This is a genomic window from Streptomyces sp. NPDC001507 (assembly GCF_042894765.1).
Taxonomy (GTDB): Bacteria; Actinomycetota; Actinomycetes; order Streptomycetales; family Streptomycetaceae; genus Streptomyces.
In genome coordinates, this window is the sequence record NZ_JBIAVV010000022.1 from 1 (window position 1) to 22,092 (window position 22,092).

Genomic DNA, 22,092 nt, shown 5'->3' on the forward strand with positions numbered 1-22,092 from the left:
CAACGGCGTCGTCGAGCAGACCCGCCGGCACGCCGCGATCGCCGCCCTGCTGCGCGTCCCGCACGTCGTCCTCGCCGTCAACAAGATGGACCTGGCCGGCTACGAGCGGGCCGCGTTCGAGCGGATCGTGGCCGACTTCACCGCCCAGACCGCCGAGCTGGGGCTCCCCGAGGTCACCGCGATCCCGGTCTCGGCGCTGGTGGGTGACAACGTCGTCGACCGTTCCGCGCACATGGACTGGTACGACGGCCCCGCGCTCCTGGAGCACCTGGAGAACGTCCCGGTGGCCGCGGACGCCGCCGACGCCCCGGCCCGCTTCCCGGTCCAGTACGTCATCCGGCACGGCGACGTCCGTCACTACGCGGGCCAGCTGGTCTCGGGCTCGCTGCGGGTCGGCGACCGGGTCACCGTGCATCCGTCCGGCGAGACCTCCGAGATCGCGGGGATCGACGTGCTCGGCACCGAGGCCGGGGCGGCTCACGCCCCGCAGTCCGTCGGGATACGCCTGGCCGACCAGCGGGACGTCTCCCGCGGTGACATGATCACCGCGGGTCCGGAGGCGCCGGTGCTCACCCAGAAGGTGACGGCGGCCGTGTGCCATCTGGCCGACCGGCCGCTCCGGGTCGGCGACCGGGTGCTGCTCAAGCACGCCACCCGGACCGTCAAGGCGATCGTCCGGGACCTGGGCGGCACGGCCCGGCTGACCGCCAACGACCTGGGCCGGATCACGCTGCGCAGCGCCGAGCCGCTGCCTCTGGACGCCTACGCGGTCTCCCGCCGTACCGGCGCGTTCATCCTGATCGACCCGGCGGACGGCGCGACGCTGACCGCGGGGATGGTCGACCTCGGCTGAGCCGCCCAGCCGCGAAAGAGCCCCCGGCTTCCGGGGGCTCTTTCGTATGGACCGCGTCACAAGGTCACGGCGCGTCAATAACGCGGTAACAGTGGAGCCCGATGTGCGAGAGGGGCCCACGGGCGGGGTAAGCCACCCGTTACCGGGACGAAGGTCCCGTCAGGGGGGCGCCGACAGCGTCCGGGACGGGGCCCGTACCATTCCTACAGTTGAAAGCAGGACAAGCAGTGATCGCCTGCGCCATGAACGGAATCGCCGTGTACGAACCACCTTCCGCCGCCTCCTGGCGTATCGCGCTGCCGCACACCGTCGCGGCCGTGCCGGTCGCCCGTGCCCTGGTGCGCTCGGCGATGGAGGAGGCGGAGCACGCGCCCGACGCCGACACGGCCGAGCTGCTCACGGCGGAGCTGGTCGCCAACGCCGTGGAACACACCGCCGGCAAGGGGCCGATAGAGCTGGTCGTCGAGCTGGTGGCGGGGGGCTGCAGGGTCGAGGTGCACGACCCGGACCCGGCGCCGCCCGGCCATCTGACCCGTCCGGTGATCGAGGAGCCCGACCCCATGCAGGAGGGCGGGCGCGGCCTGCTGCTGATCCGCGCGCTGAGCTCGTCCTGCGGGCACCGCCCCACCGCGTCCGGCAAGGCGGTGTGGTTCAGGCTTCCTGCAGTACCGCGTCAGTGGCGTCCGGCGTAGCCGCCCCGGCGGTGGCCAGCGTGGAGTTCCGGCGCCCGTAGCCGATGTAGACCAGCAGGCCCACGGCCAGGAAGACGGCGAACTGGATCCAGGTCGTCCACCCGGTCTCGTACATCAGATAGAGGCAGAAGCCGACGCCCAGCAGCGGGGCGACCGGGTAGAGCGGCACCCGGAAGGAACGGGCGAGGGCCGGTTCGCGGCGGCGCAGGGCGATCACGGCGATGTTCACCACGGCCATGATCGCGAGGGTGCCGATGGTGCACAGGTTCATCACCGCGTCCAGCGAGGCGAAGGCCGCCGGGAGCGCGAAGACGGCCGCGACGATGAGGGTGCCGGCCACCGGGGTGGCGGTCTTCGGGGAGACCTTCTCGAAGACGCGCGGGATCAGGCCGTCCCGGGACATGGACATCAGGATGCGGGTCTGGCCGTACATCACCGCGAGGACGACGGAGGCGATGGCGACGACCGCGCCGAAGGCGATCACACCGCCGCCGACCGTGGACCCGGTGACCTGGTTGACCACGTAGGAGAGGGCGGCGGGACGGCCGGCGACCCGGCCGCCGCCGATGGCACCGATGGCGGCCAGCGCGACCGCGCAGTACAGCAGGGTGACCACGCCCATGCAGACGAGGATGGCGACCGGGATGTCCCGGCGCGGGTTCTTCGCCTCCTCACCGGCCGTGGTGATCGCGTCGAAGCCGATGTACGAGAAGAACGCGGCGGTGGTGCCCGCGCCGATGCCGCCGAGGCCCGCCGGGGAGAACGGCACGAGGTTGCCGTCCTTGAAGGCGCTGAAGCCGATCGCGCAGAACGCGAGCAGGATGACCAGCTTCACGGCGGCCATGGCGGCGGTGGCCCGGGCGCTCTCCCGTACCCCGCGCACCAGCAGGACGGCGGCCATCGCGATCACGATCACGGCGGGGAGGTTGACGATCCCGCCGTCACCGGGGCCGGCGGACAGGGCGTGCGGGAGCTGGAGGCCGGTGAGGCTGTGCAGCAGCTCGTTGACGTACTGGCTCCAGCCGACCGCGACGGCGGAGATCGAGATGCCGTACTCCAGGAGCAGGCACCAGCCGACCAGGAAGGCGGTGGACTCGCCGAGTCCGGCGTAGGCGAAGGAGTACGACGACCCGGAGACCGGGATCGCGCCGCCCAGCTCGGCGAAGGAGAGGGCGGTGAAGACGCAGGTGACCGCGGCGAGCACGAAGGAGACGACGACGGCCGGGCCGGCCTGGGCGACCGAGTCGGAGAGGCCGACGAAGATGCCGGTGCCGACGATCGCGCCGATGCCGAAGCAGATCAGCTGGAACAGGCCCATCGTGCGGCGGAGGCCGTGACCCTCCCGGTCGGCGCCGGATTCGGCCACCAGGAGGTGCGGGGACTTGATGCGGGGCATGCGGGTGGTGCTCGTTTCTGGTGGTGCGGGTGCGATCCGGGGTCGGTCGCGGCGGCGGCTCCGGCGTGGGGTGGTGCCGGGCCGCCGCACAGCATAGAGGCAATGAACAGTGCTGGTCAGGCGAGTGTGGCCACCAGCACGGCCTTGATGGTGTGCATCCGGTTCTCGGCCTCGTCGAAGACCACCGAGTGCTCGGACTCGAACACCTCGTCGGTGACTTCCAGTTCGGTCAGCCCGTGCCGCTCGTGGATCTCCCGGCCGACGACGGTGCCGAGGTCGTGGAAGGCCGGCAGGCAGTGCAGGAACTTCACGTCGGGGTTGCCGGTGGCGCGCAGCACGTCCATGGTGACGGCGTACGGCCCGAGCAGCGCGATGCGCTCGTCCCAGACCTCCTTGGGCTCGCCCATCGACACCCAGACGTCGGTGGCGACGAAGTCGGCGTCGCGCACCCCGTCCTTCACGTTCTCGGTGAGCGTGATCCGGGCGCCGGACGCGCCGGCCAGCTGCTGGGCCAGCTCGACGATGGTGTCGTCCGGCCACAGCAGGCGGGGCGCGACGATCCGGACGTCCATGCCGAGCAGGGCGCCGGTGACGAGGTAGGAGTTGCCCATGTTGTACCGGGCGTCGCCGAGGTAGGCGAAGGCGATCTCGGCGAGCGGCTTGTCGCTGTGCTCGGTCATGGTGAGCACGTCGGCGAGCATCTGGGTGGGGTGCCACTCGTCGGTGAGGCCGTTGTAGACGGGCACCCCCGCGAACGCGGCGAGCTCCTCGACGACGCCCTGGCCGTGCCCGCGGTACTCGATGGCGTCGTACATCCGGCCGAGGACCCGGGCGGTGTCCTTCACCGACTCCTTGTGCCCGAGCTGCGATCCGGCCGGGTCGAGGTAGGTGGTGGCGGCGCCCTGGTCGGCGGCGGCGACCTCGAAGGCGCAGCGGGTACGGGTGGAGGTCTTCGCGAAGACCAGCGCGATGTTCTTCCCGCGCAGGTACTGCGTCTCGGTCCCGGCCTTCTTGGCCGCCTTCAGCTCGGCGGCCAGCTCGACCAGCCCGCGGAACTCCTCCTGGGTGAAGTCCAGCTCCTTGAGGAAGTGGCGGCCGGCGAGGGCGGTCGGGACAGTCGCCATGGGGGCGCTCCAGCGGGGGTCGGCTTCGAGTACCTTGGAAGTCTATACGATGTTCCACATTTCTATACAGGCCCGTCGGCCAGCCCGATCGGCACGTTCTCATACTGCGCCCGGCCGCGCCGATCAGCGGCATGGTCGACCCGCGCCGGATCAGGCCGTCGCGCCGTCGGCGCACCCGCGTACCGCGTGGCGCGGTCGGCGGCACCGCCTCGCCCGGCAGGCGGTCCCCCTCCCGGGCCACCGGGCCGTACCACGAGAGACAGCGGCTTACGCGGCTTGCGCGGCGTTCCTCACACGGCGTCCCGCTGCACCGGGCAGCTCATGCACCGCGGCCCGCCCCTCCCCCGCCCCAGTTCGCTCCCGGGGATCTCGATCACCTCGATGCCCTGCTTGCGCAGGTGGGTGTTGGTGGTGGAGTTGCGTTCGTAGGCGACCACGACGCCGGGCTCGACGGCGAGGACGTTGCAGCCGTCGTCCCACTGTTCGCGTTCGGCGGCGTGCACGTCCTGGGTGGCGGTCAGGACCCGGATCTCGCTGAGGCCGAGGGCGGCGGCGATCGCCCGGTGCATGTGCTCCGGCGGGTGGTCGGTGACCTTGAGCTCCTTCTCGCCGGCGCCCGGTTCGATGGTGTACGAGCGGAGCATGCCGAGCCCGGCGTACTGGGTGAAGGTGTCGCCGTCGACCATCGTCATCACGGTGTCGAGGTGCATGAAGGCGCGCCGCTTCGGCATGTCCAGGGCGACGATGGTCTGCGCCGAGCCGGCCGCGAACAGCTTGTGCGCGAGCATCTCGACGGCCTGCGGGGTGGTGCGCTCGCTCATGCCGATCAGGACCGCGCCGTTGCCGATCACCAGGACGTCGCCGCCCTCGATGGTGGAGGGGTAGGCGGCCTGCCCCTCCGACCAGACGTGGAACGTTTCGCCACGGAAGAGCGGGTGGTGGCGGTAGATCGCCTCGAAGTGCACGGTCTCGCGCTGCCGGGCGGGCCAGCGCATGGCGTTGATGGAGACGCCGTCGTAGACCCAGGCGGAGGTGTCGCGGGTGAAGAGGTGGTTGGGGAGCGGTTCGAGGAGGAAGTCGTCGAGGTCCATGGCGTGGAAGCGGACCGAGGTGGGCTCCTCGTGGGCGGCCAGGAACTCCCGCTTGGTCATGCCGCCGACCACCGCCTCGGCCAGCTCGGCCGCCGGCAGCTGCTCGAAGGCGGCGCGCAGGTGGTCGGTGGCGAGCGGGCCGTACTCCTTCTCGTCGAAGACCCGGTCCAGGACGAGGGTGCGGGCGGCCGCGATCGCCAGCGCCTCTTCGAGCAGGTCGCCGAAGAGATGGACGGCGACCCCGCGGTCACGCAGCACGTCGGCGAAGCCGTCGTGCTCGGCCCTGGCCCGGCGCACCCAGAGGACGTCGTCGAAGAGGAGGGCGTCCTTGTTGCTCGGGGTGAGCCTTTTGAGCTCCAGATCCGGCCGGTGGAGTATGACGCGGCGCAGCCGCCCGGCCTCGGAGTCGACGTGGAATCCCATGCCTCCATCCTGACCATCGACGACCGCGTTCACCCCCTGCGTCGGCCGTTTCTTGGTTCTCGTCCTCTTGACGACAAACGGACTCCGGGATTATGGTCACCATGACTCTTAAAGCGAGGGGGCGGAACCGATGGCCGACATCACCCGGCGCCTGGGCTGGCGCCATCTGCGCGGCGCGCCGACGGCGCACGTCAGACACCACCGGGGCGAGAAACTGCTGCACGACGGGCCCGGGCTCAGCTTCTGGTTCCGCGCGCTGACCGCGGCGATCTCCGAGGTCCCGGTCGACGACCGGGAACTCGCGATGACCTTCCACGCCCGTACGGCCGACTTCCAGGACGTCGCGGTCCAGGCGACCGTCACCTACCGCGTCGGCGACCCGGCCGTCGCGGCCGCCCGACTCGACTTCTCCATCGACCCGGACACCGGGGTCTGGCGCGGCACCCCGCTCGAACAGCTCGGCACCCTCCTCACGGAGACGGCCCAGCAGCACGCGCTGGACGCGCTGGCCCGGACCCCGCTGGCGGAGGCGCTGGTCGACGGGGTGGCGGTGGTCCGGGAGCGGGTCGCGGCCGGCCTGGCGGCGGAACCGCGGCTGCCCGCCACCGGCATCGAGGTGGTGGCCGTCCGCGTGATGGCGCTGCGGCCCGAGCCCGAGGTGGAGCGGGCGCTGCGCACCCCGGCCCGCGAGCAGATCCAGCAGGAAGCCGACCGGGCGACGTACGAGCGGCGCGCGGTGGCCGTCGAGCGGGAGCGGGCGATCGCCGAGAACGAGCTGGCGAGCCAGATCGAACTGGCCCGCCGCGAGGAACAGCTGGTCGAGCAGCGGGGCACCAACGCACGGCGCGAGGCGGAGGAGAACGCGGCGGCCGACGCGGTCCTCGCGGAGGCGGAGGCGGCCCGGACGGTGAAGCTGGCGGAGGCGGAGGCCGCCAGATCCGTGAAGCTGGCGGACGCGGAGGCGGCGCGCACGGTACGGCTTGCCGAGGCGGAGGCCTCCCGGTCGGTGAAGCTGGGCGAGGCGGAGGCGGCGCGGGCGGTCACGCTGGCGCGGGCCGAGGCCGCGGGGGCCCGGGAGGTCGGCGAGGCGCGGGCCGCGGCACAGGCGGCCTGGCTGCGCGTGCACGGCGAGGCGGACGTGGCCACGCTGCACGCCCTCACCGGCGCCCGGCTCGCCGAGAACCTGCCGCGCATCGACAGCGTGACCGTGTCGCCCGACGTGCTGACCGGGCTGCTCGCCAGGCTGGGCGGGGAGCGGGAATGAGCCTCGCGCCGCGGGCCGTGCTCGTCCACCGGACCACGGAGTACGAGGAGCTGGTGGCCCGGCACGGCACGCACGGCCAGGCCGCCTTCTTCCTCGCCTCCCGGGGCCGGGACATGGCCGAGGTCGCCGAACGCCACCGGCGTACCCGGCGGGCGCTCGCCGAGGTGACCTCGGCGGTGCCGCTGGCCTGGCGCCAGGCCCGGGTCGAGCGGGCCGACCTGGACCGCTTCCTGTTCGCACCCGAGGACGTGGTCGTGGTGGTCGGGCAGGACGGGCTGGTGGCGAACGTGGCCAAGTACCTGGACGGCCAGCCGGTGATCGGCATCGACACCGACCCCGGCCGCAACCCGGGGGTGCTGGTACGGCACCGCCCGGAGCAGGCGCCCGTCCTGCTGGCCTCGGTGGGCGCCACGGCCACCGGTGCCGACGAGCTGACGATGGTCGAGGCGGTCGCCGACGACACGCAGCGGCTCGTGGCGCTCAACGAGATCTACCTCGGTACCGCCGGTCATCAGACCGCCCGATACCGCCTGGGCCTGGAGGGCGACGGGGGTGTCGTCGAGGCCCAGGCCTCCTCCGGGGTGCTGGTGGGCACCGGCACGGGGGCCACCGGCTGGCTGCGCTCGGTGTGGCAGGAGCGCGGTGCCCGGCTGCCGTTGCCCGCCCCCTCGGAGGACCGCCTCCTCTGGTTCGTCCGGGAGGCCTGGCCCTCGCCGGCGACCGGGACCTCCCTGGTCGCCGGCGAGCTGACGGCCTCGGCGGCCCTGACCCTCACGGTCGAGTCGGACCGCCTGATCGCCTTCGGCGACGGCATCGAGACCGACGCCCTGGAGCTGACCTGGGGGCAGACGGTCCGGGTGGGGGCGTGCGCGCGGCGGCTCCGGCTGGTCGGCTGACCGGCCGGAGGCCGCCGCTCACAGCCGCGGGTCGACCGGCTCCGACTCCAGGGCCAGGACCCCGAAGACCGCCTCGTGCACGCGCCACAGCGGCTCGCCGTCCGCGAGGCGGTCCAGGGCCTCCAGGCCGAGGGCGTACTCGCGGATCGCCAGGGACCGCTTGTGGTTGAGGAAGCGGCCCCGCAGGCGGGTGAGGTTGTCGGGGCGGGTGTACTCGGGGCCGTAGATGATCCGCAGGTACTCCCGGCCGCGGCACTTGATGCCGGGCTGGACGAGGCGGCCCTGCGGGTCGCGGACCACCGCACCGGCCGGCTTGACGACCATGCCCTCGCCGCCCCGGCCGGTCATCTCCAGCCACCAGTCGACGCCCGCCCGTACCGACTCCGGGTCGCCGGTGTCGACGTGCAGGCGGCGGGTGGTCTGCAGCAGGCCGGTGGGGTCGTGCTCCACCAGCCGGTCCAGGAGGGCGAGCTGCTCGTCGTGCGGGAGCGCGGCGAGGGAGCGGCCCTGAACCGCGAGGATCTGGAAGGGGGCGAGGCGCACCCCGTCCAGGCCGTCGGTGGTCCAGCAGTACCGGCGGTAGGCGTCGGTGAACGCGGCGGCGTCGGCGGCGCGTTCACGCTGCCGGTCGCGCAGCCCGCCGATGTCGACACCGCGTCCCGCCGCCCGCTCCAGGGCGGCCAGCGCACCCGGGAAGACCGCGCCGGAGGCGGCACCGACGGCCGCGTACTGGGTGCGCAGCAGGCCGGAGGCCTTGAGCGACCAGGGCAGCAGTTCGGCGTCGAGCAGGATCCAGTCGGTGGCGAGTTCGTCCCAGAGACCGGCCGCGTCGACCGAGGCGCGGATGCGCCCGAGGATCTCCTCGGTGACCAACTCGTCGGCGAAGAACGGGCGGCCGGTGCGGGTGTAGAGGGAGCCGGTCGGGCCGGGGGCGACGCCGAAGCGCTTGTGCGCGGCCTCCGCGTCCCGGCACACCAGCGCCACCGCCCGCGAGCCCATGTGCTTCTCCTCGCACACCACCCGGGCGACCCCGTCCGCGGCGTACTGGGCGAAGGCCTCCGCCGGGTGCTCCAGATAGCCCTCCACGTGGCTGGTGGCCGTCGGGGCCATGGTCGGCGGCAGGTACGGCAGCAGGCGCGGGTCGATCGCGAAGCGGCTCATCACCTCCAGGGCGGCCGCCGCGTTCTCCTCGCGGACCGCGATCCGGCCCTGGTACCGGGTCTCGACGACACGGCGCCCGTGGACGTCCGCCAGGTCCAGCGGGCGTCCGTCCTGGCCGCCGGGCGCCTCGGTCCGCAGCGGACGGGCCGGCTCGTACCAGACCCGCTCGGCCGGTACGTCGACCAGTTCCCGCTCCGGCCAGCGCAGCGCGGTCAGCTTGCCGCCGAAGACGGCTCCCGTGTCCACGCAGATCGTGTTGTTCAGCCAGCTGGCCTCCGGGACCGGGGTGTGGCCGTAGACGACGGCCGCGCGGCCCCGGTAGTCCTCGGCCCACGGGTAGCGCACCGGCAGGCCGAACTCGTCGGTCTCGCCGGTCGTCTCGCCGTACAGCGCGTGCGAGCGGACCCGGCCGGAGGTGCGGCCGTGGTACTTCTCGGGCAGCCCGGCGTGGCAGACGACCAGCTTCCCGCCGTCGAGGACGTAGTGGCTGACCAGTCCGTCGATGAACTCCCTCACCTGTGCCCTGAACTCCTCGCTCTCGCCGTCCATCTGCTCGATGGTCTCGGCGAGTCCGTGGGTGTGCTGGACCTTGCGGCCCTTGAGGTGACGGCCGTACTTGTTCTCGTGGTTGCCGGGCACGCACAGGGCGTTGCCCGACCCGACCATCGACATCACGCGGCGCAGCACGCCGGGGCTGTCCGGGCCGCGGTCGACGAGGTCGCCGACGAAGACGGCGGTACGGCCCTCGGGGTGCACACCGTCCTGGTAGCCCAGCTTGGCGAGCAGGGACTCCAGTTCGCTCGCGCAGCCGTGGATGTCGCCGACGATGTCGAAGGGGCCGGTGAGGTGGGTGAGGTCGTTGAACCGCCTCTCGGTGACGACGGTCGCCGACTCGATCTCCTCGACACCGCGCAGGACGTGCACCTTGCGGAAGCCCTCGCGCTCCAGGTGCCTGACGGAGCGGCGGAGTTCGCGGATGTGGCGCTGGATGACCCGGCGCGGCATGTCGGCCCGGTCGGTGCGGGCCGCGTTGCGCTCGGCGCACACCTCCTCGGGCACGTCGAGCACGACGGCGATGGGCAGCACGTCGTACCGCTTGGCCAGGTCGATCAGCTGGCGCCGGGAGTCCTGCTGCACGCTGGTCGCGTCGACGACCGTGCGGCGGCCGGCGGCCAGCCGCTTGCCCGCGATGTAGTGCAGGACGTCGAAGGCGTCCTTGGTGGCGCCCTGGTCGTTCTCGTCGTCGGAGACCAGGCCCCGGCAGAAGTCGGAGGAGATGACCTCCGTGGGCTTGAAGTGGCGCCGGGCGAAGGTGGACTTGCCGGAGCCGGAGGCGCCGACGAGGACGACCAGGGAGAGGTCGGTGACGGGCAGGACCCGCCCGGTGCGCTGTGTCTCGGTCATGCCGCCTTCGCCTCCTTCGCAGAGAACGTGAATGTGGCCATCTGGGTGGGCGGGCCGACCTCGGGGTCGTCCGGGCCCACGGGGGTGAACTCGACGTCGTAGCCGTGGAGTCCGGCGACCCGGCGGGCCCAGCCGCGGAACTCCTCGCGGGTCCACTCGAAGCGGTGGTCGCCGTGCCGGGTGTGGCCGGCGGGGAGGGTCTCCCAGCGGACGTTGTACTCGACGTTCGGGGTGGTGACGAGGACCGTGCGCGGGCGGGCGGCGCCGAACACGGCGTACTCCAGGGCGGGCAGCCGGGGCAGGTCGAGGTGTTCGATCACCTCGCTGAGCACGGCCGCGTCGTATCCCTTGAGCCGCTTGTCGGTGTAGGCGAGCGAACCCTGGAAGAGGGTGACGCGGGCGGCCTGCCGCTCCCCCATGCGGTCCAGCTTGAGCCGCCGGGAGGCGATGGTGAGCGCCCGCATCGACACGTCGACGCCGACGATCTCGGTGAAGGACGGGTCCTTCAGCATCGCCTGCACCAACTGTCCCTGGCCGCAGCCGAGGTCGAGGACCCGGGCGGCGCCGCAGCGCCGGAGCGCGTCGAGGATCGCCTCCCGGCGCTGCACGGCGAGCGGGGTCGGCTTCTCCTCGGTCTCCGCCTCCTCCTCGACCGCGTTGTCGATCTCCTCGACCTCGCTGTCGTCGGCCTCGGCGAGCCGGACCAGTTCGAGCCGCTCCATCGCCTGCCGGGTCAGCGACCAGCGGCGGGACAGGTAGCGGCTGGTGATGAGCTTCTGCTCGGGGTGGCCGGGCAGCCAGCCCTCGCCCGCGCGCAGCAGCTTGTCGACCTCCTCGGCGGAGACCCAGTAGTGCTTGGTGTCGTCGAGGACGGGGAGCAGGACGTAGAGGTGGCGCAGCGCCTCGGAGAGGGTCAGCGCCTCGGACTCCAGGACCAGGCCGACGTAGCGCGAGGCGCCCCACTCCGGGAACTCGGCGTCCAGGGCGACCGGTTCGGCGGTCACCGTCCAGCCGAGCGGCTCGAAGAGGTGCCGTACCAGGTCGGGGCCGCCGCGGGCGGGCAGCGCGGGCACCTCGATCCGCAACGGCCGTGTCCGCGCCGGGGCTTCGGGGCGGGCCTTGCAGACGCCGCGCATCGCGCTGGAGAAGACGTTGCCGATCGCCACGGCGAGCAGTGAGGAGGCCGCGTACGGGCGGTCGTTGACGTACTGCGCGAGCGCCGCGTCGGGTGCACCGCCACGGCCCTTGCCCTTGCCGCGCCGGACCAGGGCCACCGCGTCCACCTCCAGCAGCAGCGCGGCCGTGCAGCGCTCCGCATCCGCCTCGGGGTAGAAGACGTGCGCGACGCCGTGCGAGGTGGTGAAGGACTGCGCGTTGCCGGGGTGCTTGTGCAGCAGGAACCCGAGGTCGGTCGCGGGGCGTTCGGGGGTGCCGGTGGTGGTGATCGTCAGGAACACGGTGGGTCGCCTCGAAAAGGATCAGGAAAGGACGCGAACGCGCTGGTCGTGCGCTTGTTCGCGGTTCCAACGTAGCCGGGGACACGGGGCGGGTGCGCGGAATTTCCGCGGGAGCCTGTCGTGACGGCAGGCGGTGATCTCCGAGTCCTCTCGGGGCGGGCTGCGCGGACCCGTACGGTCGGGGCGTCCGCGAGGGGGTGGTGGCGGGTGGTCAGTGCCGGGGCTCGTCGTCGCCGAGGTCGGGCAAGCCGGCCAGCAGGTGTTCGGCGCCGCCTTCGAGCGCCCGGGCGTGCTCTTCCGAGCGGGGAAGCATGGTCTTCTCGTAGTCGTGGAGGGCGTCGTCGACGGTCGCCGCGTTCGCCAGGGCCAGCGCGAGGTCGCTCGCGTCGAGCATGGCGAGGTTGACGCCGACGCCCAGCGGCGGCATGAGGTGGGCGGCGTCGCCGAGCAGGGTCACGGTCGGGTCGTGCTGCCAGGTGTGCGGCACGGGCAGGGCGAAGATCGGGCGGTCGACGTAGGGGCCGTCGTTGTCGGTGATCAGTTGCTTCATGCGGGGTGCCCAGTGGGCGTAGCGCTCCAGGAGCCGGGCGCGGACGGCGTCGGTGTCCTTCGGCGTCAGTCCGCTCGCGGTGATCCAGTCGGCCGGGACCCGCTGGATCAGGTAGACGCGGACGTGGTCGTCGCCGTTGCGCTGGGCGAACATGCCGCGTTCGCCGTCGGCGGCGTGCGCGCCGCCCTGGCCGACCAGTTCGGCGATGCCGGGGTGACGCGCTTCGACGTCGGAGAACCACGCCTCCAGGAAGCTGATCCCGCTGTATCCGGGGACGGCCGGCGAGACGGCCGGGCGCACCCGGGAGAAGGCTCCGTCGGCCCCGACGACCAGGTCGGTCTCGGCGGTGGTGCCGTCGGTGAAGTGCAGCAGGCGCGGCCCCTGGGCGGGGCCGCCGACGCGGTCCAGGCCGTGGCCCCAGCGCACCGTGCCGGGCTGGAGGGAGTTGAGCAGCAGGTCGCGCAGCCGGCCGCGGTCGATCTCCGGTTTGAACAGTTCGTCGGGTTCGGGGATGTGGTGGGAGGTGATCACGCCGGTCGGGTCCATCCGGCGCATCTCCTGCCCTTCGGGGCGGGACAACTTGAAGAACTCGTCGAGCAGACCGGCTTCACGCAGCGCGATCTGGCCGTTGTCGGCGTGCAGGTCGAGGGTGCCGCCCTGGTCGCGTGCGTCGGGGCCGGTGTCGCGGTCGTAGACCGTGACCGCGATTCCGTGCCGCTGAAGGATGCGGGCGCAGGTCAGCCCGCCGGGTCCGGCTCCGATGATGCTGATCCGGGCGTGCGTGGGGTGCGGGGAGGTCATGGGTTCGTCCTTGGCTGGAGGTTGGGGCGGCAGGCCTGTGCCTGCATTGCCGGTCTCGAAAAGTAGAGTAGATAGAAAAGTAGAACGTGACAACTCTTATTCGGATGACACTTTCGGATAGACTCGCCGCATGACCGAGCCCGTTGTCAGCCGCCGCGAGCGCAAGAAGGCCGCCACCCGGCAGGCGATCGCCGACGCCGCCCTCCGACTCTTCCTGGAGCGCGGCTACGACCACGTGAGCATCAAAGAGATCGCCGAAGCCGCGGACGTGTCGACCGCCACGGTCTTCAAGCACTTCACCGGCAAGGAAGCCCTTGTGTTCGACCAGGAAGAGGACACGGACGCGCGCCTGGCCGCGGCCGTGCGAGAACGGCCCGCAGGGCGGAGCGTCCTCGACGCCCTGCGCGAGCACGTCCTCGCCACCTGGCTGCCGATCGCCACACACCCGCAGAGAGCGGAGTTCACCCGCCTGGTCAACACCACCCCGGTGCTGCGCGCCTACGCCGAGCGCATGTGGACCCGGCACGCCGACACCCTCGCCGCGGCCATCGCCGACGAGTACGGCGTGGATCACGACGACCTCGCCTGCGCCGCCCTGGCCCGCTTCGTCCTGGAGGTCCCCGGCCTGGCTCAGCGTCAGGAGGACCGCAGAGCAGCCGTCGAGGGGGTCTTCGACATCCTCACCAACGGCTGGCAGCCGCCCGGGACACCGGCGCGGCACCCGTGACGACGGGTGAGCCGATCGCATCCGGCTGCCGACCCGGGTGATTCACGGCTGTCGAGCAGGTGCTGTACGGGTTATGTGGATGCGGCCCGGACGGCCCTCGGAGATCACGGCCTGCCGCCGGGAGGACCCGCCGCTCACCTGCGGGCGGCGGGCCGCCCGGCGACATCGGCGGCCTGCGGGTTCGCACGGATCCGGGACAGACGACCGAGCCGGTGCGGGCCCTGCTGGTGCAGACGAACCGTGAAGTCGCGCGCCGGCGAACGATCCTGCCGGTGGACCACCGCTCCCCGCGGGCCCTGGGGGCGCCACCGAACCGGCATCACCGGCCCCGCTCAGCGGCCGGCCAGCTTCCAGGCGCCGACGCCCAGCTTGCCCGTGGTCCCGAGATCCAGACCCGGCGTGACCGTCACGGCCGCTGCACCCGGCTTCGCCATGACCCGGACGTAGGGCACGTTCACGGCCGCGCCCGCCAGGGTCGTGTTGCGGAGACGGCGGCGGGGTCTGCGCATCCGGCCACCTCATCAGGGCGGACACCGGACGACTGTGACGGAACCCATAGCTCCGGTCACAGCCCTGTCACGGCGGGCCGGATGCGCGAACCCGGGCGGCTACGACAGCTGCGACTGGACCTGGGCGGAGATCAGCTCCAGGTGGTCCAGGTCGGAGAGGTCGAGGATCTGGAGGTAGAAGCGGCCGGAGCCGATCTCGGCGTAGCGGCCGATCTTCTCGACGACCTCGGCGGGGGTACCGGCCAGGCCGTTCTCCTTCAGTTCGGCGACCTCGCGGCCGATCGCGGCGGCGCGGCGGGCGACCTCCTGGTCGTCCTTGCCGACGCAGACGACGAGGGCGTTGGAGTACGTCAGCTCGTCCGCCCCGCGCCCTGCCGCCTCGACGGCGGCCCGCACCCGGCCGAACTGCCGCTCGCTGTCCTCGACGGAGGCGAACGGCATGTTGAACTCGTCGGCGTACCGCGCGGTCAGCTTCGGGGTGCGGGTGGCACCGTGGCCGCCGATCAGCACCGGGATCCGCGCCTGGGCGGGCTTGGGCAGCGCGGGCGAGCCGGTGAGGTCGTAGTAGGTGCCGTGGAAGTCGAAGGTGTCGCCGAGCTTGGTCTCCCAGAGTCCGGTGACGATCGCCAGCTGCTCCTCCAGGCGGCCGAACTTCTCCTTCGGGAAGGGGATGCCGTACGCCTTGTGCTCCTCCTCGAACCAGCCCGCGCCGAGGCCCAGTTCGACCCGGCCGCCGGACATCTGGTCGACCTGGGCGACCTGGATGGCGAGCACGCCGGGCAGCCGGAAGGTTGCCGCGGTCATCAGGGTGCCGAGGCGGATCCGCTTCGTCTCGCGGGCGAGGCCGGCGAGGGTGATCCAGGCGTCGGTGGGGCCGGGCAGGCCGTCCACGTCGCCCATCTTCAGATAGTGGTCGGAGCGGAAGAAGGCGTCGAAACCGAGGTCTTCGGTGGCCTTGGCGACGGCGAGGAGGGTGTCGTAGCTCGCGCCCTGCTGGGGCTCGGTGAAGATACGAAGGTCCATACACCCATCCTGCACGGCCCCCGCCCCGTCGACCGCATCGGCACCGCCCGTCGGGGGCGGCCACCCCCGGGTGAATGCCGTCAACGGCGGGCCCGTGGAGCGGTGACCGGCCTCCGCGGTGATCGTTGGGTGGGGGGAGCCGGGCCGTCCGGCACCCGCGCCGGACGGCCGCCGTCGCCGCGCGTCGTTCGTGGCCCGCCACCGACGGCGGGCCGGGGGGCCGAGGAGGCCGTCTTGTCCGAAGAGTCCGTTCCACAGCAGGGTGGCCCCTCGTCCGGTCAGCCGAAGGGGCTGCTCCAGCAGATGGAGGAACTCATGGCGGCGTTGAACGCAGACCTCTCCGCACTGGACGCGGACCTGCAGCGGCCCCCGCGGGAAAAGGCCGATCTCGGCCGGGAGGCGCGTCCCAGGCCCTAGGGCTGCCGGGCGAGGGGGACGGGGGCCGGTGTGTCGTTCGTCCGCCGGCCGGTGGGGGTTCACGCAGTTCCCCGCGCCCCTGAAGGGGGGCGGTCACCCCGGTGCCTTGAGGGGCGGGAACTGCGCGACCAGCCACGGCGGCGCCGCGGACGAACGACGACGCCTCGCGGCTCTTCGAGCGGAAACGCTCACCCGTCGCGGACCTCCTCCCGGGCCGCCAGTTTGCGGAGCATCTCCAGGACCCGGTCCCGGGACTCGTCGGCCGCGTCGATGGCCTCCATGCACTGCCAGTACGTCGCCTCGTCGGCCGCGGCGCTGGCCATGCCGACCAGGGCGATGCCGGCCTCGGCGAGGAGGCCGCCGAGGCTCAGCAGGGTCTGGCGGGCGTCGTCCAGTTCGGTCAGCTGGGCGGCGCGCAGGGTGCCGGGGTCCAGGTCGGGGGTGCCCAGCACGCCGCAGCCGCGGCCCGCCAGCTCGGTCAGGCCGAGGGCCTCGCCGCGCAGCTCGGGCGGGCCGGAGACGGCCAGCCGGCTGCCGATCGCCTGGGCCAGGGCCTGGGCCTGCCACACCTCGGTCATCATCTCCGGAACGCCCGCGCCGTGCGCCAGCGCCTGTCTGCTCGCCACGATGAGCCGCATCGCGTCCATCCGTCGCCCCGTCCCCGTCGGTCCGAACTGCCTTGCCGCACTCAGTAGTTCACTACCCAGAGTGAGGGTTTCCGAGACGCGGAACCAGAGGAAGAGGGAAATCTGTGGACAACAATTCGGATTCGGGCGGGGTGATGGCTACTGAGTGTTAAACCGGAGTACGGGACTCCTCACCACGGGTGCCTGATGGACCGTCAGACGGGCGGGAAGCGCTGCTCGTTGCGGTCGATCTTCGCGGCGAGCGCGGCCAGCGGGTCCACGTCCAGGACGTCGCAGAGCTGGAGGAGATAGGCGAGGACGTCGGCGACCTCGTCCAGGACCCGGTGGGCGGTGCCGGGGTCGGCCATCACCCGGGACGACTCCTCCGGGGTCAGCCACTGGAAGATCTCGACCAGTTCGGACGCCTCCACGCTGAGGGCGGAGGCCAGGTTCTTGGGGGTGTGGTACTGCCGCCAGTCGCGGGCGGCGGCGAACTCGGCCAGCCTGCGCTGGAGTCCCGCCACGTCCAGGGGTTCTTCGGTCACGCGTCCAGGTGTACCACTGTGATCGCCGCCGCCTCGGCCCAGGACGCGTCGCTCACCGCGCCGACCAGCCGGATGTGGCCGCGCTCGCCCATCACGACGGCCGTACGCAGGAGTTCGGCCCGCTGGCCCGGGTCGAGGCCGCGATCGAAGCCGTCGGCGAGGACGGTGAGGCCGCGCATGGCGTCGGGAACCTCGCCCGGCTCGTCGACCGCGAGGACGCCGGGCCCGGTGAAGAGGACCAGAGCGAGGGCGAGGTAGCGCAGTTCGCCGTCGCCGAGCCGGTCCAGTTCCGTGCGCCGGCCGTCGCCGCGGTCGAGGAGCGCCCGTACCGTGCCGTCGCCGAGCGGTTCGGCGAGCAGGTCGACGACGGGTCCGGCGCAGCCGGTGCGCACCGCGTCGACGAGCAGGCCGTGCCGGCGGCCGCATTCGGCGCGGGTGCGCCACAGGACGTCGGCGAGGTTGTCGCAGCCGCGCAGCAGCCGGCCGGAGCCGGTGCGGACGGGGGCGCGCATGCCGTCGGGCCGCGGGTCGCAGGGGAACACCGACCGCAGGGCGACGACCATCTGCTCGGCGGCGGCGAGGACCCGCCGCTGCCCGTCCGTCTTCCCGGCGACACGCAGCGGCAGCAGGGCGGTGCCGAGGCGGTCGTCGGGGAGCGGGGCCCGGGTCACCGGCGCGGAGCCCGCGGTGTGCCAGGCGGCCTGCACGGCCGGGCGGCTCGGGTCGCGCAGCGCGGTCTCCAGGAGCACCTGGCCGGCCGCGGTCAGCCGTTCGCCGACGATGCGCAGTTCGGGCTCGGCCTGGACGGCGAGGTCGAGCCGGACCGGCCCCTCGGCGCCCTCGGCCGTACAGCCGATGCGGAAGCCCCGGCGCCGCTGCGCGTCCGGCCGGGCGCCCTCCGGCACCAGCGCGCCCGGGTCCGGGAAGACCTCCGCGAGCGCGGCGCCGCCCCCGAGCCGGGCGAGCGCCTCGTAGGCGGCGAGCGCCGTGCTCTTCCCGCTCCCGCTGGGCCCGGCGAACAGGGTGACCTGCCCGACGGGAAAGGTCGCCCCACGGTGCCGGGCGAAGGCGGAGAGCCGGAGCTCGGTGACGCGGGGGCGCGGATCACGACGGGGGGTGGTGGCGGGCGCCGGGCGGGGGGCGGGTGCGGCGGCCGGTGGCGTTTCCGTGCGGGCCGAGCGGGCGCGCGGGACGGTCTCCTCCGGAGGACCGGCGGGCGGGCCGGAGCGTGCCGGGCGGGCCCGCCCGGGAGCCGGACCATCGGCCTCCGCGGACACGTTCGGCGCCGTCGACGGCACCCTGCCCTCGGACGACAGTGGGAGCGACGGCGACGGGGCCGGCGTATCGCCCGCAGCGGGACGGGCGGAGGGAGAAGGGCGGGACGCGGGCGAGGCGGAGGGCACGGCCATATGCGGACCGTAGGCCTCCGGCCGCCCGGCGAACCGTTCCGCCGGTCGGCCCTTCCTTCGAACGGGGGATGCGAGGCCCGTCCCGCGGATCGGCCCGGCCGCCTCGCCGGACCGGCGGTCAGCTCCCGGAGACCCCTGCCCCCTCCATCAGCCCGCCGACCTCCGTGCCGGGCGGGGTGAGGAGGAAGACGTTGCGGTCGACCCGGTGCATTCCGCTGGCCAGGCCGAAGACCACGCCCGTGCTGAAGTCGAGGACGCGCTTGGCGACCTCCGTCTCGGCGCCGGTGAGGTCGAGCAGGACCGGTATCCCGGCCATCAGCGTCTCGGCGACGTCACGGGCGTCGGCGAAGACGTTGACGCGCAGGACGACGAAACGGCGGCGCGTCTCGGTCTCCGCGTCCGGCAGCGCCCGGTGGTCCACCGCCGACGGCCAGGCGTCGCGGCCCCGTAGCGGCACCACCTGGGCGAGCCCCTCCCACTGTTCATCGGTGACGTCGTAACGGCTCACCGGCTCCCCCTGACCTGACTCGCACTCGATGCCTGCACCAGCCAATTCTTACGCCAAGTCACCCGTTCGGCCCAACAGCGACACGAGGCGCGAGCGTTTCCGGGCCCCCGGACAGGAAAGAAGTGATCGTGTCACTATTCAGGCGATTGCCGCGCATTAGGGGCCTCTTACCGCCCTCACACCGGACTCTTCTCCTCCTGGCGCTCCCCGTTCACCGCCTGCGATTACCGTCCGGTCCGTGCACTTGGCAGAAACACAACAGGTGACACCCGGCCGGCGGACACAGTCGGCGGTGTCCGCCGCTCCGGGCGATGCCGGAGCCCCCGCCCCCTGGCACCGCGTCCTGACCCTCCTCGCCGACATCGGTCTGTTCATCGGCACCCGGTCGGCGTGGACGCAGGCGGTGACGCACCACGAGGTCCTGGGCGCCCTGATCTCCCTCTGCTACGTCTCGATCCTGGTGACCGGGGTGCTGACGCTGACCGTCCGCAGCACCCGGTCGCTGGCCCGCCTCGACCTGGTGGTCCTGGTCACGGCGGTGACGCTGGCGCTGTGCGCCTGGGTGCTGAACCACAACGGCGGCGACGAGGGCGTCCTCACCACCCAGGCCGCCAGGGAACTCGTCGCCGGCCACCCGGTGTACGGACAGCCCTGGCCCTGGCTGTTCGGCGGCAAGGGGGTCGCCCTCACGCCGACGATAGGCGGGAGTTACGACTACACCTACGGCTATCCCCCGCTGGCCCCGCTGCTGACCGTCCCGTTCCTGTGGCTCGGCCACCAAGGCGCCCCCGCGACGGCGGTGTGCACGGGTGCCCTGATCGCCGGCACGGTCGCGCTGTGGCGGATGCTGCCGGTGCCGTGGCGGTCGGCGGCGACGCTGTCCTGCCTGGGCTTCGGTTTCCTCTCCACGTACTCCCGGGTCGGCTACCCGGCGGTCATCGCCCTGGCGCTGCTGATCCCGGTGGTGGTGCGCTGGCCGCGGATCGGGCAGGGCGGCCGGCTGGGATGGGCCGGGATCGCGCGGGCCGCGTGCCTGGGGGCCGCGTGCACGGCGCAGCAGCTGCCGTGGTTCGTCACGCCGTTCCTGTTGGCCGGCGTCTACGCGGTGCGGCGCGGGGAACTGGGCGGCCGGGCCGCCGCCCTGGTGGTCCTGCGGGTCACCGGCGTGGCCGTCACGGTGTGGCTGCTGATCAACGCGTACTTCATCGCCTCCGAGCCCGGCCGCTGGCTGGGCGGGATCGCGCTGCCGCTCACCCAGGGTGCCGTGGTGCACGGCCAGGGCCTGGTGGACATCACGCTCTACTACACGAACGGCAGCGACCGCATCGACTGGTACTCGCACGCGAGCATGCTCCTCGCGGCGGCCCTGCTGGCCCTGTTCGTGCTCTTCGTGCGGCGTCTGGGCCCGGCGGCGACCGTGCTGCCCTGGCTCGCCTTCTTCCTGGCGACCCGCTCCCAGGACGGCTACTACCTGATGATGACCCCGCTGTGGCTGGCGGCGGCCGTGACCGTCCCGCTCTCGGAGTTCGAGCACGCCTGGCAGCCTCGTCCGGCCCTGCTGTCCGGGCCCCGCCGCCGCCCCGCCCTGGTCGCGACGGTCGTCCTGCTGCTCACCCCGGCGCTGGCCAGCGCGGCGCTCGCGGTGACCGGGCGGCCGCCGCTGCGGATGGAGATCACCGCTCTGCGGCGCACCGGGCACCAGGCCGAGGTGGTCAGGTCGATGACGCTCAAGGTGGTCAACACGGGGAGCGTGCCGCTCACCCCGCACTACACGCTCACCACCGGCCAGGGCATGAGCAAGTACTGGCTGCTGGTGCGGGGTCCGGCGACGATCCCCGGGCACGGCACGGCGAGTGTCGAGCTCAAGCCGCCGAACGGCCGGTTCGGCATCCCCGCCAAGCCGAGCACCCGGATCCGGCTGCGTGCCTTCACCGCGGACCCGCAGACACTGTCCAGCCAGGACGTCAAGCTCCGCAGGACGGCCCGCTGAGCGCTCCGCCGGCCGCCGGGGCGCTTCAGGCCGCCGTGCGGGTGAAGCGCAGGGTGGCGGTCACCGTCGTCGGGCCGCCCATCATGCGCATCTGGTTGAAGGTGATGCCGAACTCCTCGCGCACCACCTGGAACTCGGCCTCCAGCGTGAGCCCGTCGGCGTCCGCCGTGACCAGCTTCGCGGTGGCCTGCTGCGGCCTGCTGATGCCGCGGACGGTGAGCTGACCGTCGACCTGGACCTCGTCACCGGTGTGCCGGGCGCTGCGCACCGCGAAGGTGATCTCCGGGTGGTTGTCGGCGTCGAAGAAGTCGGCCGAGCGCAGGTGGTCGTCGCGCTTCTTGTTCTTGGTGTCCAGCGAGGTCGCGTCGATCGACAGGGTGCCGCTGGCGGTGCCGTCGGCGGCCACCTCGCCCCGGCCGGTGACGCCCGCGAAGGTGCCCTTGACGGTGACCAGGCCCCAGAAGGTCTTGTGCCGGACGGCGACGGTGGAGGCGGTCGGGTCGAGCTGCCAGAGGCCGGTTTCCACGGTGACGGTCATGGCCGTACTCCGATCCATTGATGGTTCAAATTTGGATGACTACAGGGATGGCTGCACGCTAGCCCAATATCCAAATTTGGACAACAGGTAGACTCGACGCCATGGCCGCCGCCCAGGAACACCCCGCAGAGCTGCCCGAATGCCCGTCCCACGCGGGCGGCGGGCTGCTCCCGGCCGAACTGCGCGCCTGGATGCTGCTGCTGGCCGCGACCGGTGCCGTCGAGCAGCGGCTGCGGTCGGTCGTGAAGGAGACCCTGGACGTCTCGCACGACGAGTTCCTGATCCTGTGCCTGCTGGCCGAAGTGGAGCGCGAGGGGCTGCGGATGACCCGGATCGCCGAGCTCCTGGGCCGCCCCAAGACCCGCCTCACCTACCAGATCGCCTGCCTCCAGCACGCCGGCCTGGTCACCCGCAAGGCCGCCTGCGGGGACAAGCGGGGCATCGAGGTCGCCCTCACCGACAAGGCCCGCCGCCAGATCCGGGACGCCTCCGCCGCCCTCGCCGAGACGGTCGGCCAGGCGGTCGGCCACGTCATCGGTCCGGAGCAGCGCGAGGCGCTGTGCGCGCTGATCCCGGAGCTCGCCGACGACACGCCCCGGCCGTAAGAATCCGGCCACTTCGCCCCCTGGAGGCGCAGGTCACAACCACGGAGAGGGCAAGGTCACAGCCCTGCCACCCGTGCACTTTT

At 72.7% G+C, this 22,092-nt stretch carries 20 protein-coding genes and 1 pseudogene; 8 read left to right on the forward strand and 13 right to left on the reverse strand.

The genetic code is table 11. From position 1 onward, the window contains the following. Together ACFY0K_RS44305 and ACFY0K_RS44310 are read left to right on the forward strand one after the other, a co-directional pair. The coding region (locus tag ACFY0K_RS44305) for a GTP-binding protein (protein ID WP_390644709.1) at positions 1–853 on the forward strand (853 nt) is incomplete at its 5' end. 242 nt (positions 854–1,095) lie between these two features. Continuing rightward, on the forward strand, positions 1,096–1,545 hold the full coding sequence (locus tag ACFY0K_RS44310; RefSeq protein ID WP_390644710.1) for an ATP-binding protein: 450 nt from the start codon (positions 1,096–1,098) through the stop codon (positions 1,543–1,545). Here the strand turns inward: ACFY0K_RS44310 and ACFY0K_RS44315 are convergent. The 3 genes from ACFY0K_RS44315 to ACFY0K_RS44325 all read right to left on the reverse strand — a co-directional run bounded on the left by ACFY0K_RS44315 (position 1,505) and on the right by ACFY0K_RS44325 (position 5,579). After that, the gene (locus tag ACFY0K_RS44315; RefSeq protein WP_390644711.1) at positions 1,505–2,941 is read right to left on the reverse strand and encodes an amino acid permease; all 1,437 of its coding nucleotides are present in this window, start codon (positions 2,939–2,941) and stop codon (positions 1,505–1,507) included. The genes ACFY0K_RS44310 and ACFY0K_RS44315 overlap by 41 nt on opposite strands. Positions 2,942–3,057: 116 nt before the next feature. Next, on the reverse strand, positions 3,058–4,065 hold the full coding sequence (gene argF / locus ACFY0K_RS44320; RefSeq protein ID WP_390644712.1) for an ornithine carbamoyltransferase: 1,008 nt from the start codon (positions 4,063–4,065) through the stop codon (positions 3,058–3,060). 290 nt (positions 4,066–4,355) lie between these two features. Beyond that, positions 4,356–5,579: an arginine deiminase gene (locus ACFY0K_RS44325; protein ID WP_390644713.1), complete on the reverse strand. Its 1,224-nt coding sequence runs from the start codon at positions 5,577–5,579 to the stop codon at positions 4,356–4,358. 130 nt (positions 5,580–5,709) lie between these two features. Between ACFY0K_RS44325 and ACFY0K_RS44330 the strand changes: the two genes are divergently transcribed. Continuing rightward, entirely contained in the window at positions 5,710–6,843 is a 1,134-nt protein-coding gene (locus ACFY0K_RS44330) for an SPFH domain-containing protein (RefSeq protein WP_390644714.1), read from the forward strand. Then, a complete protein-coding gene (locus tag ACFY0K_RS44335; RefSeq protein ID WP_388598443.1) occupies positions 6,840–7,739 on the forward strand; it encodes a hypothetical protein in 900 nt (299 codons plus the stop codon). Before ACFY0K_RS44330 ends, ACFY0K_RS44335 begins: the two co-directional genes overlap by 4 nt. An 18-nt stretch (positions 7,740–7,757) precedes the next feature. On the opposite strand, the gene ACFY0K_RS44340 is transcribed toward ACFY0K_RS44335, so the two are convergent. The 3 genes from ACFY0K_RS44340 to ACFY0K_RS44350 form a co-directional block, all read right to left on the reverse strand. Continuing rightward, positions 7,758–10,304, reverse strand: coding sequence for a polynucleotide kinase-phosphatase (locus ACFY0K_RS44340; protein ID WP_390644715.1), 2,547 nt, complete (start codon positions 10,302–10,304; stop codon positions 7,758–7,760). Continuing rightward, positions 10,301–11,761, reverse strand: a complete 1,461-nt coding sequence (locus ACFY0K_RS44345) for a 3' terminal RNA ribose 2'-O-methyltransferase Hen1 (protein WP_390644716.1) — start codon at positions 11,759–11,761, stop codon at positions 10,301–10,303. The genes ACFY0K_RS44340 and ACFY0K_RS44345 overlap by 4 nt, the downstream gene beginning before the upstream one ends. Positions 11,762–11,972: 211 nt before the next feature. Continuing rightward, positions 11,973–13,112, reverse strand: coding sequence for an FAD-dependent oxidoreductase (locus ACFY0K_RS44350; protein ID WP_390644717.1), 1,140 nt, complete (start codon positions 13,110–13,112; stop codon positions 11,973–11,975). Positions 13,113–13,242: 130 nt separating this feature from the next. Between ACFY0K_RS44350 and ACFY0K_RS44355 the strand changes: the two genes are divergently transcribed. Then, the gene (locus tag ACFY0K_RS44355) at positions 13,243–13,839 is read left to right on the forward strand and encodes a TetR/AcrR family transcriptional regulator (protein WP_390644718.1); all 597 of its coding nucleotides are present in this window, start codon (positions 13,243–13,245) and stop codon (positions 13,837–13,839) included. A 332-nt stretch (positions 13,840–14,171) separates the two neighbouring features. Here the strand turns inward: ACFY0K_RS44355 and ACFY0K_RS44360 are convergent. Next, a pseudogene (locus tag ACFY0K_RS44360) lies at positions 14,172–14,324 on the reverse strand (DUF4232 domain-containing protein); the annotation flags it as partial. A gap of 123 nt (positions 14,325–14,447) precedes the next feature. Further along, positions 14,448–15,371, reverse strand: coding sequence for an LLM class F420-dependent oxidoreductase (locus tag ACFY0K_RS44365; RefSeq protein ID WP_390644719.1), 924 nt, complete (start codon positions 15,369–15,371; stop codon positions 14,448–14,450). 234 nt (positions 15,372–15,605) lie between these two features. Between ACFY0K_RS44365 and ACFY0K_RS44370 the strand changes: the two genes are divergently transcribed. After that, a complete protein-coding gene (locus ACFY0K_RS44370; protein WP_390644720.1) occupies positions 15,606–15,788 on the forward strand; it encodes a hypothetical protein in 183 nt (60 codons plus the stop codon). A 188-nt stretch (positions 15,789–15,976) separates the two neighbouring features. Here ACFY0K_RS44370 and ACFY0K_RS44375 read toward each other — a convergent pair whose 3' ends face one another. The 4 genes from ACFY0K_RS44375 to ACFY0K_RS44390 all read right to left on the reverse strand — a co-directional run bounded on the left by ACFY0K_RS44375 (position 15,977) and on the right by ACFY0K_RS44390 (position 18,876). Further along, positions 15,977–16,435 carry a DUF6099 family protein gene (locus ACFY0K_RS44375; RefSeq protein ID WP_351501272.1) on the reverse strand — a complete coding sequence of 153 codons (459 nt, stop codon included), beginning with the start codon at positions 16,433–16,435 and terminating at the stop codon, positions 15,977–15,979. A 194-nt stretch (positions 16,436–16,629) separates the two neighbouring features. Further along, positions 16,630–16,959, reverse strand: a complete 330-nt coding sequence (locus ACFY0K_RS44380) for a nucleotide pyrophosphohydrolase (protein ID WP_351960100.1) — start codon at positions 16,957–16,959, stop codon at positions 16,630–16,632. Continuing rightward, entirely contained in the window at positions 16,956–18,236 is a 1,281-nt protein-coding gene (locus tag ACFY0K_RS44385; RefSeq protein WP_390644721.1) for an AAA family ATPase, read from the reverse strand. Before ACFY0K_RS44385 ends, ACFY0K_RS44380 begins: the two co-directional genes overlap by 4 nt. Positions 18,237–18,486: 250 nt before the next feature. After that, positions 18,487–18,876, reverse strand: coding sequence for a cell division protein SepF (locus tag ACFY0K_RS44390; RefSeq protein WP_390644722.1), 390 nt, complete (start codon positions 18,874–18,876; stop codon positions 18,487–18,489). Between the two features lie 292 nt (positions 18,877–19,168). Between ACFY0K_RS44390 and ACFY0K_RS44395 the strand changes: the two genes are divergently transcribed. Further along, entirely contained in the window at positions 19,169–20,866 is a 1,698-nt protein-coding gene (locus ACFY0K_RS44395) for a hypothetical protein (RefSeq protein WP_390644723.1), read from the forward strand. A 25-nt stretch (positions 20,867–20,891) separates the two neighbouring features. Here the strand turns inward: ACFY0K_RS44395 and ACFY0K_RS44400 are convergent, their stop codons facing one another. Further along, complete coding sequence (locus ACFY0K_RS44400) at positions 20,892–21,404, reverse strand: YceI family protein (RefSeq protein ID WP_351960104.1); 513 nt, start codon at positions 21,402–21,404, stop codon at positions 20,892–20,894. Between the two features lie 101 nt (positions 21,405–21,505). On the opposite strand from ACFY0K_RS44400, the gene ACFY0K_RS44405 reads away from it, so the two are divergent. After that, entirely contained in the window at positions 21,506–22,009 is a 504-nt protein-coding gene (locus tag ACFY0K_RS44405; RefSeq protein WP_390644724.1) for a MarR family winged helix-turn-helix transcriptional regulator, read from the forward strand. Positions 22,010–22,092: the final 83 nt, after the last annotated feature.

Excerpts from the sequence above, each read along its gene's own strand:
- ACFY0K_RS44310 (WP_390644710.1), top strand. The coding sequence starts at position 1,096 with ATGAACGGAATCGCCGTGTACGAACCACCTTCCGCCGCCTCCTGGCGT.
- ACFY0K_RS44315 (WP_390644711.1), bottom strand. The coding sequence starts at position 2,941 with ATGCCCCGCATCAAGTCCCCGCACCTCCTGGTGGCCGAATCCGGCGCC.
- argF (WP_390644712.1), bottom strand. The coding sequence starts at position 4,065 with ATGGCGACTGTCCCGACCGCCCTCGCCGGCCGCCACTTCCTCAAGGAG.
- ACFY0K_RS44325 (WP_390644713.1), bottom strand. The coding sequence starts at position 5,579 with ATGGGATTCCACGTCGACTCCGAGGCCGGGCGGCTGCGCCGCGTCATA.
- ACFY0K_RS44330 (WP_390644714.1), top strand. The coding sequence starts at position 5,710 with ATGGCCGACATCACCCGGCGCCTGGGCTGGCGCCATCTGCGCGGCGCG.
- ACFY0K_RS44335 (WP_388598443.1), top strand. The coding sequence starts at position 6,840 with ATGAGCCTCGCGCCGCGGGCCGTGCTCGTCCACCGGACCACGGAGTAC.
- ACFY0K_RS44340 (WP_390644715.1), bottom strand. The coding sequence starts at position 10,304 with ATGACCGAGACACAGCGCACCGGGCGGGTCCTGCCCGTCACCGACCTC.
- ACFY0K_RS44350 (WP_390644717.1), bottom strand. The coding sequence starts at position 13,112 with ATGACCTCCCCGCACCCCACGCACGCCCGGATCAGCATCATCGGAGCC.
- ACFY0K_RS44355 (WP_390644718.1), top strand. The coding sequence starts at position 13,243 with ATGACCGAGCCCGTTGTCAGCCGCCGCGAGCGCAAGAAGGCCGCCACC.
- ACFY0K_RS44365 (WP_390644719.1), bottom strand. The coding sequence starts at position 15,371 with ATGGACCTTCGTATCTTCACCGAGCCCCAGCAGGGCGCGAGCTACGAC.
- ACFY0K_RS44375 (WP_351501272.1), bottom strand. The coding sequence starts at position 16,435 with ATGGACGCGATGCGGCTCATCGTGGCGAGCAGACAGGCGCTGGCGCAC.
- ACFY0K_RS44400 (WP_351960104.1), bottom strand. The coding sequence starts at position 21,404 with ATGACCGTCACCGTGGAAACCGGCCTCTGGCAGCTCGACCCGACCGCC.
- ACFY0K_RS44405 (WP_390644724.1), top strand. The coding sequence starts at position 21,506 with ATGGCCGCCGCCCAGGAACACCCCGCAGAGCTGCCCGAATGCCCGTCC.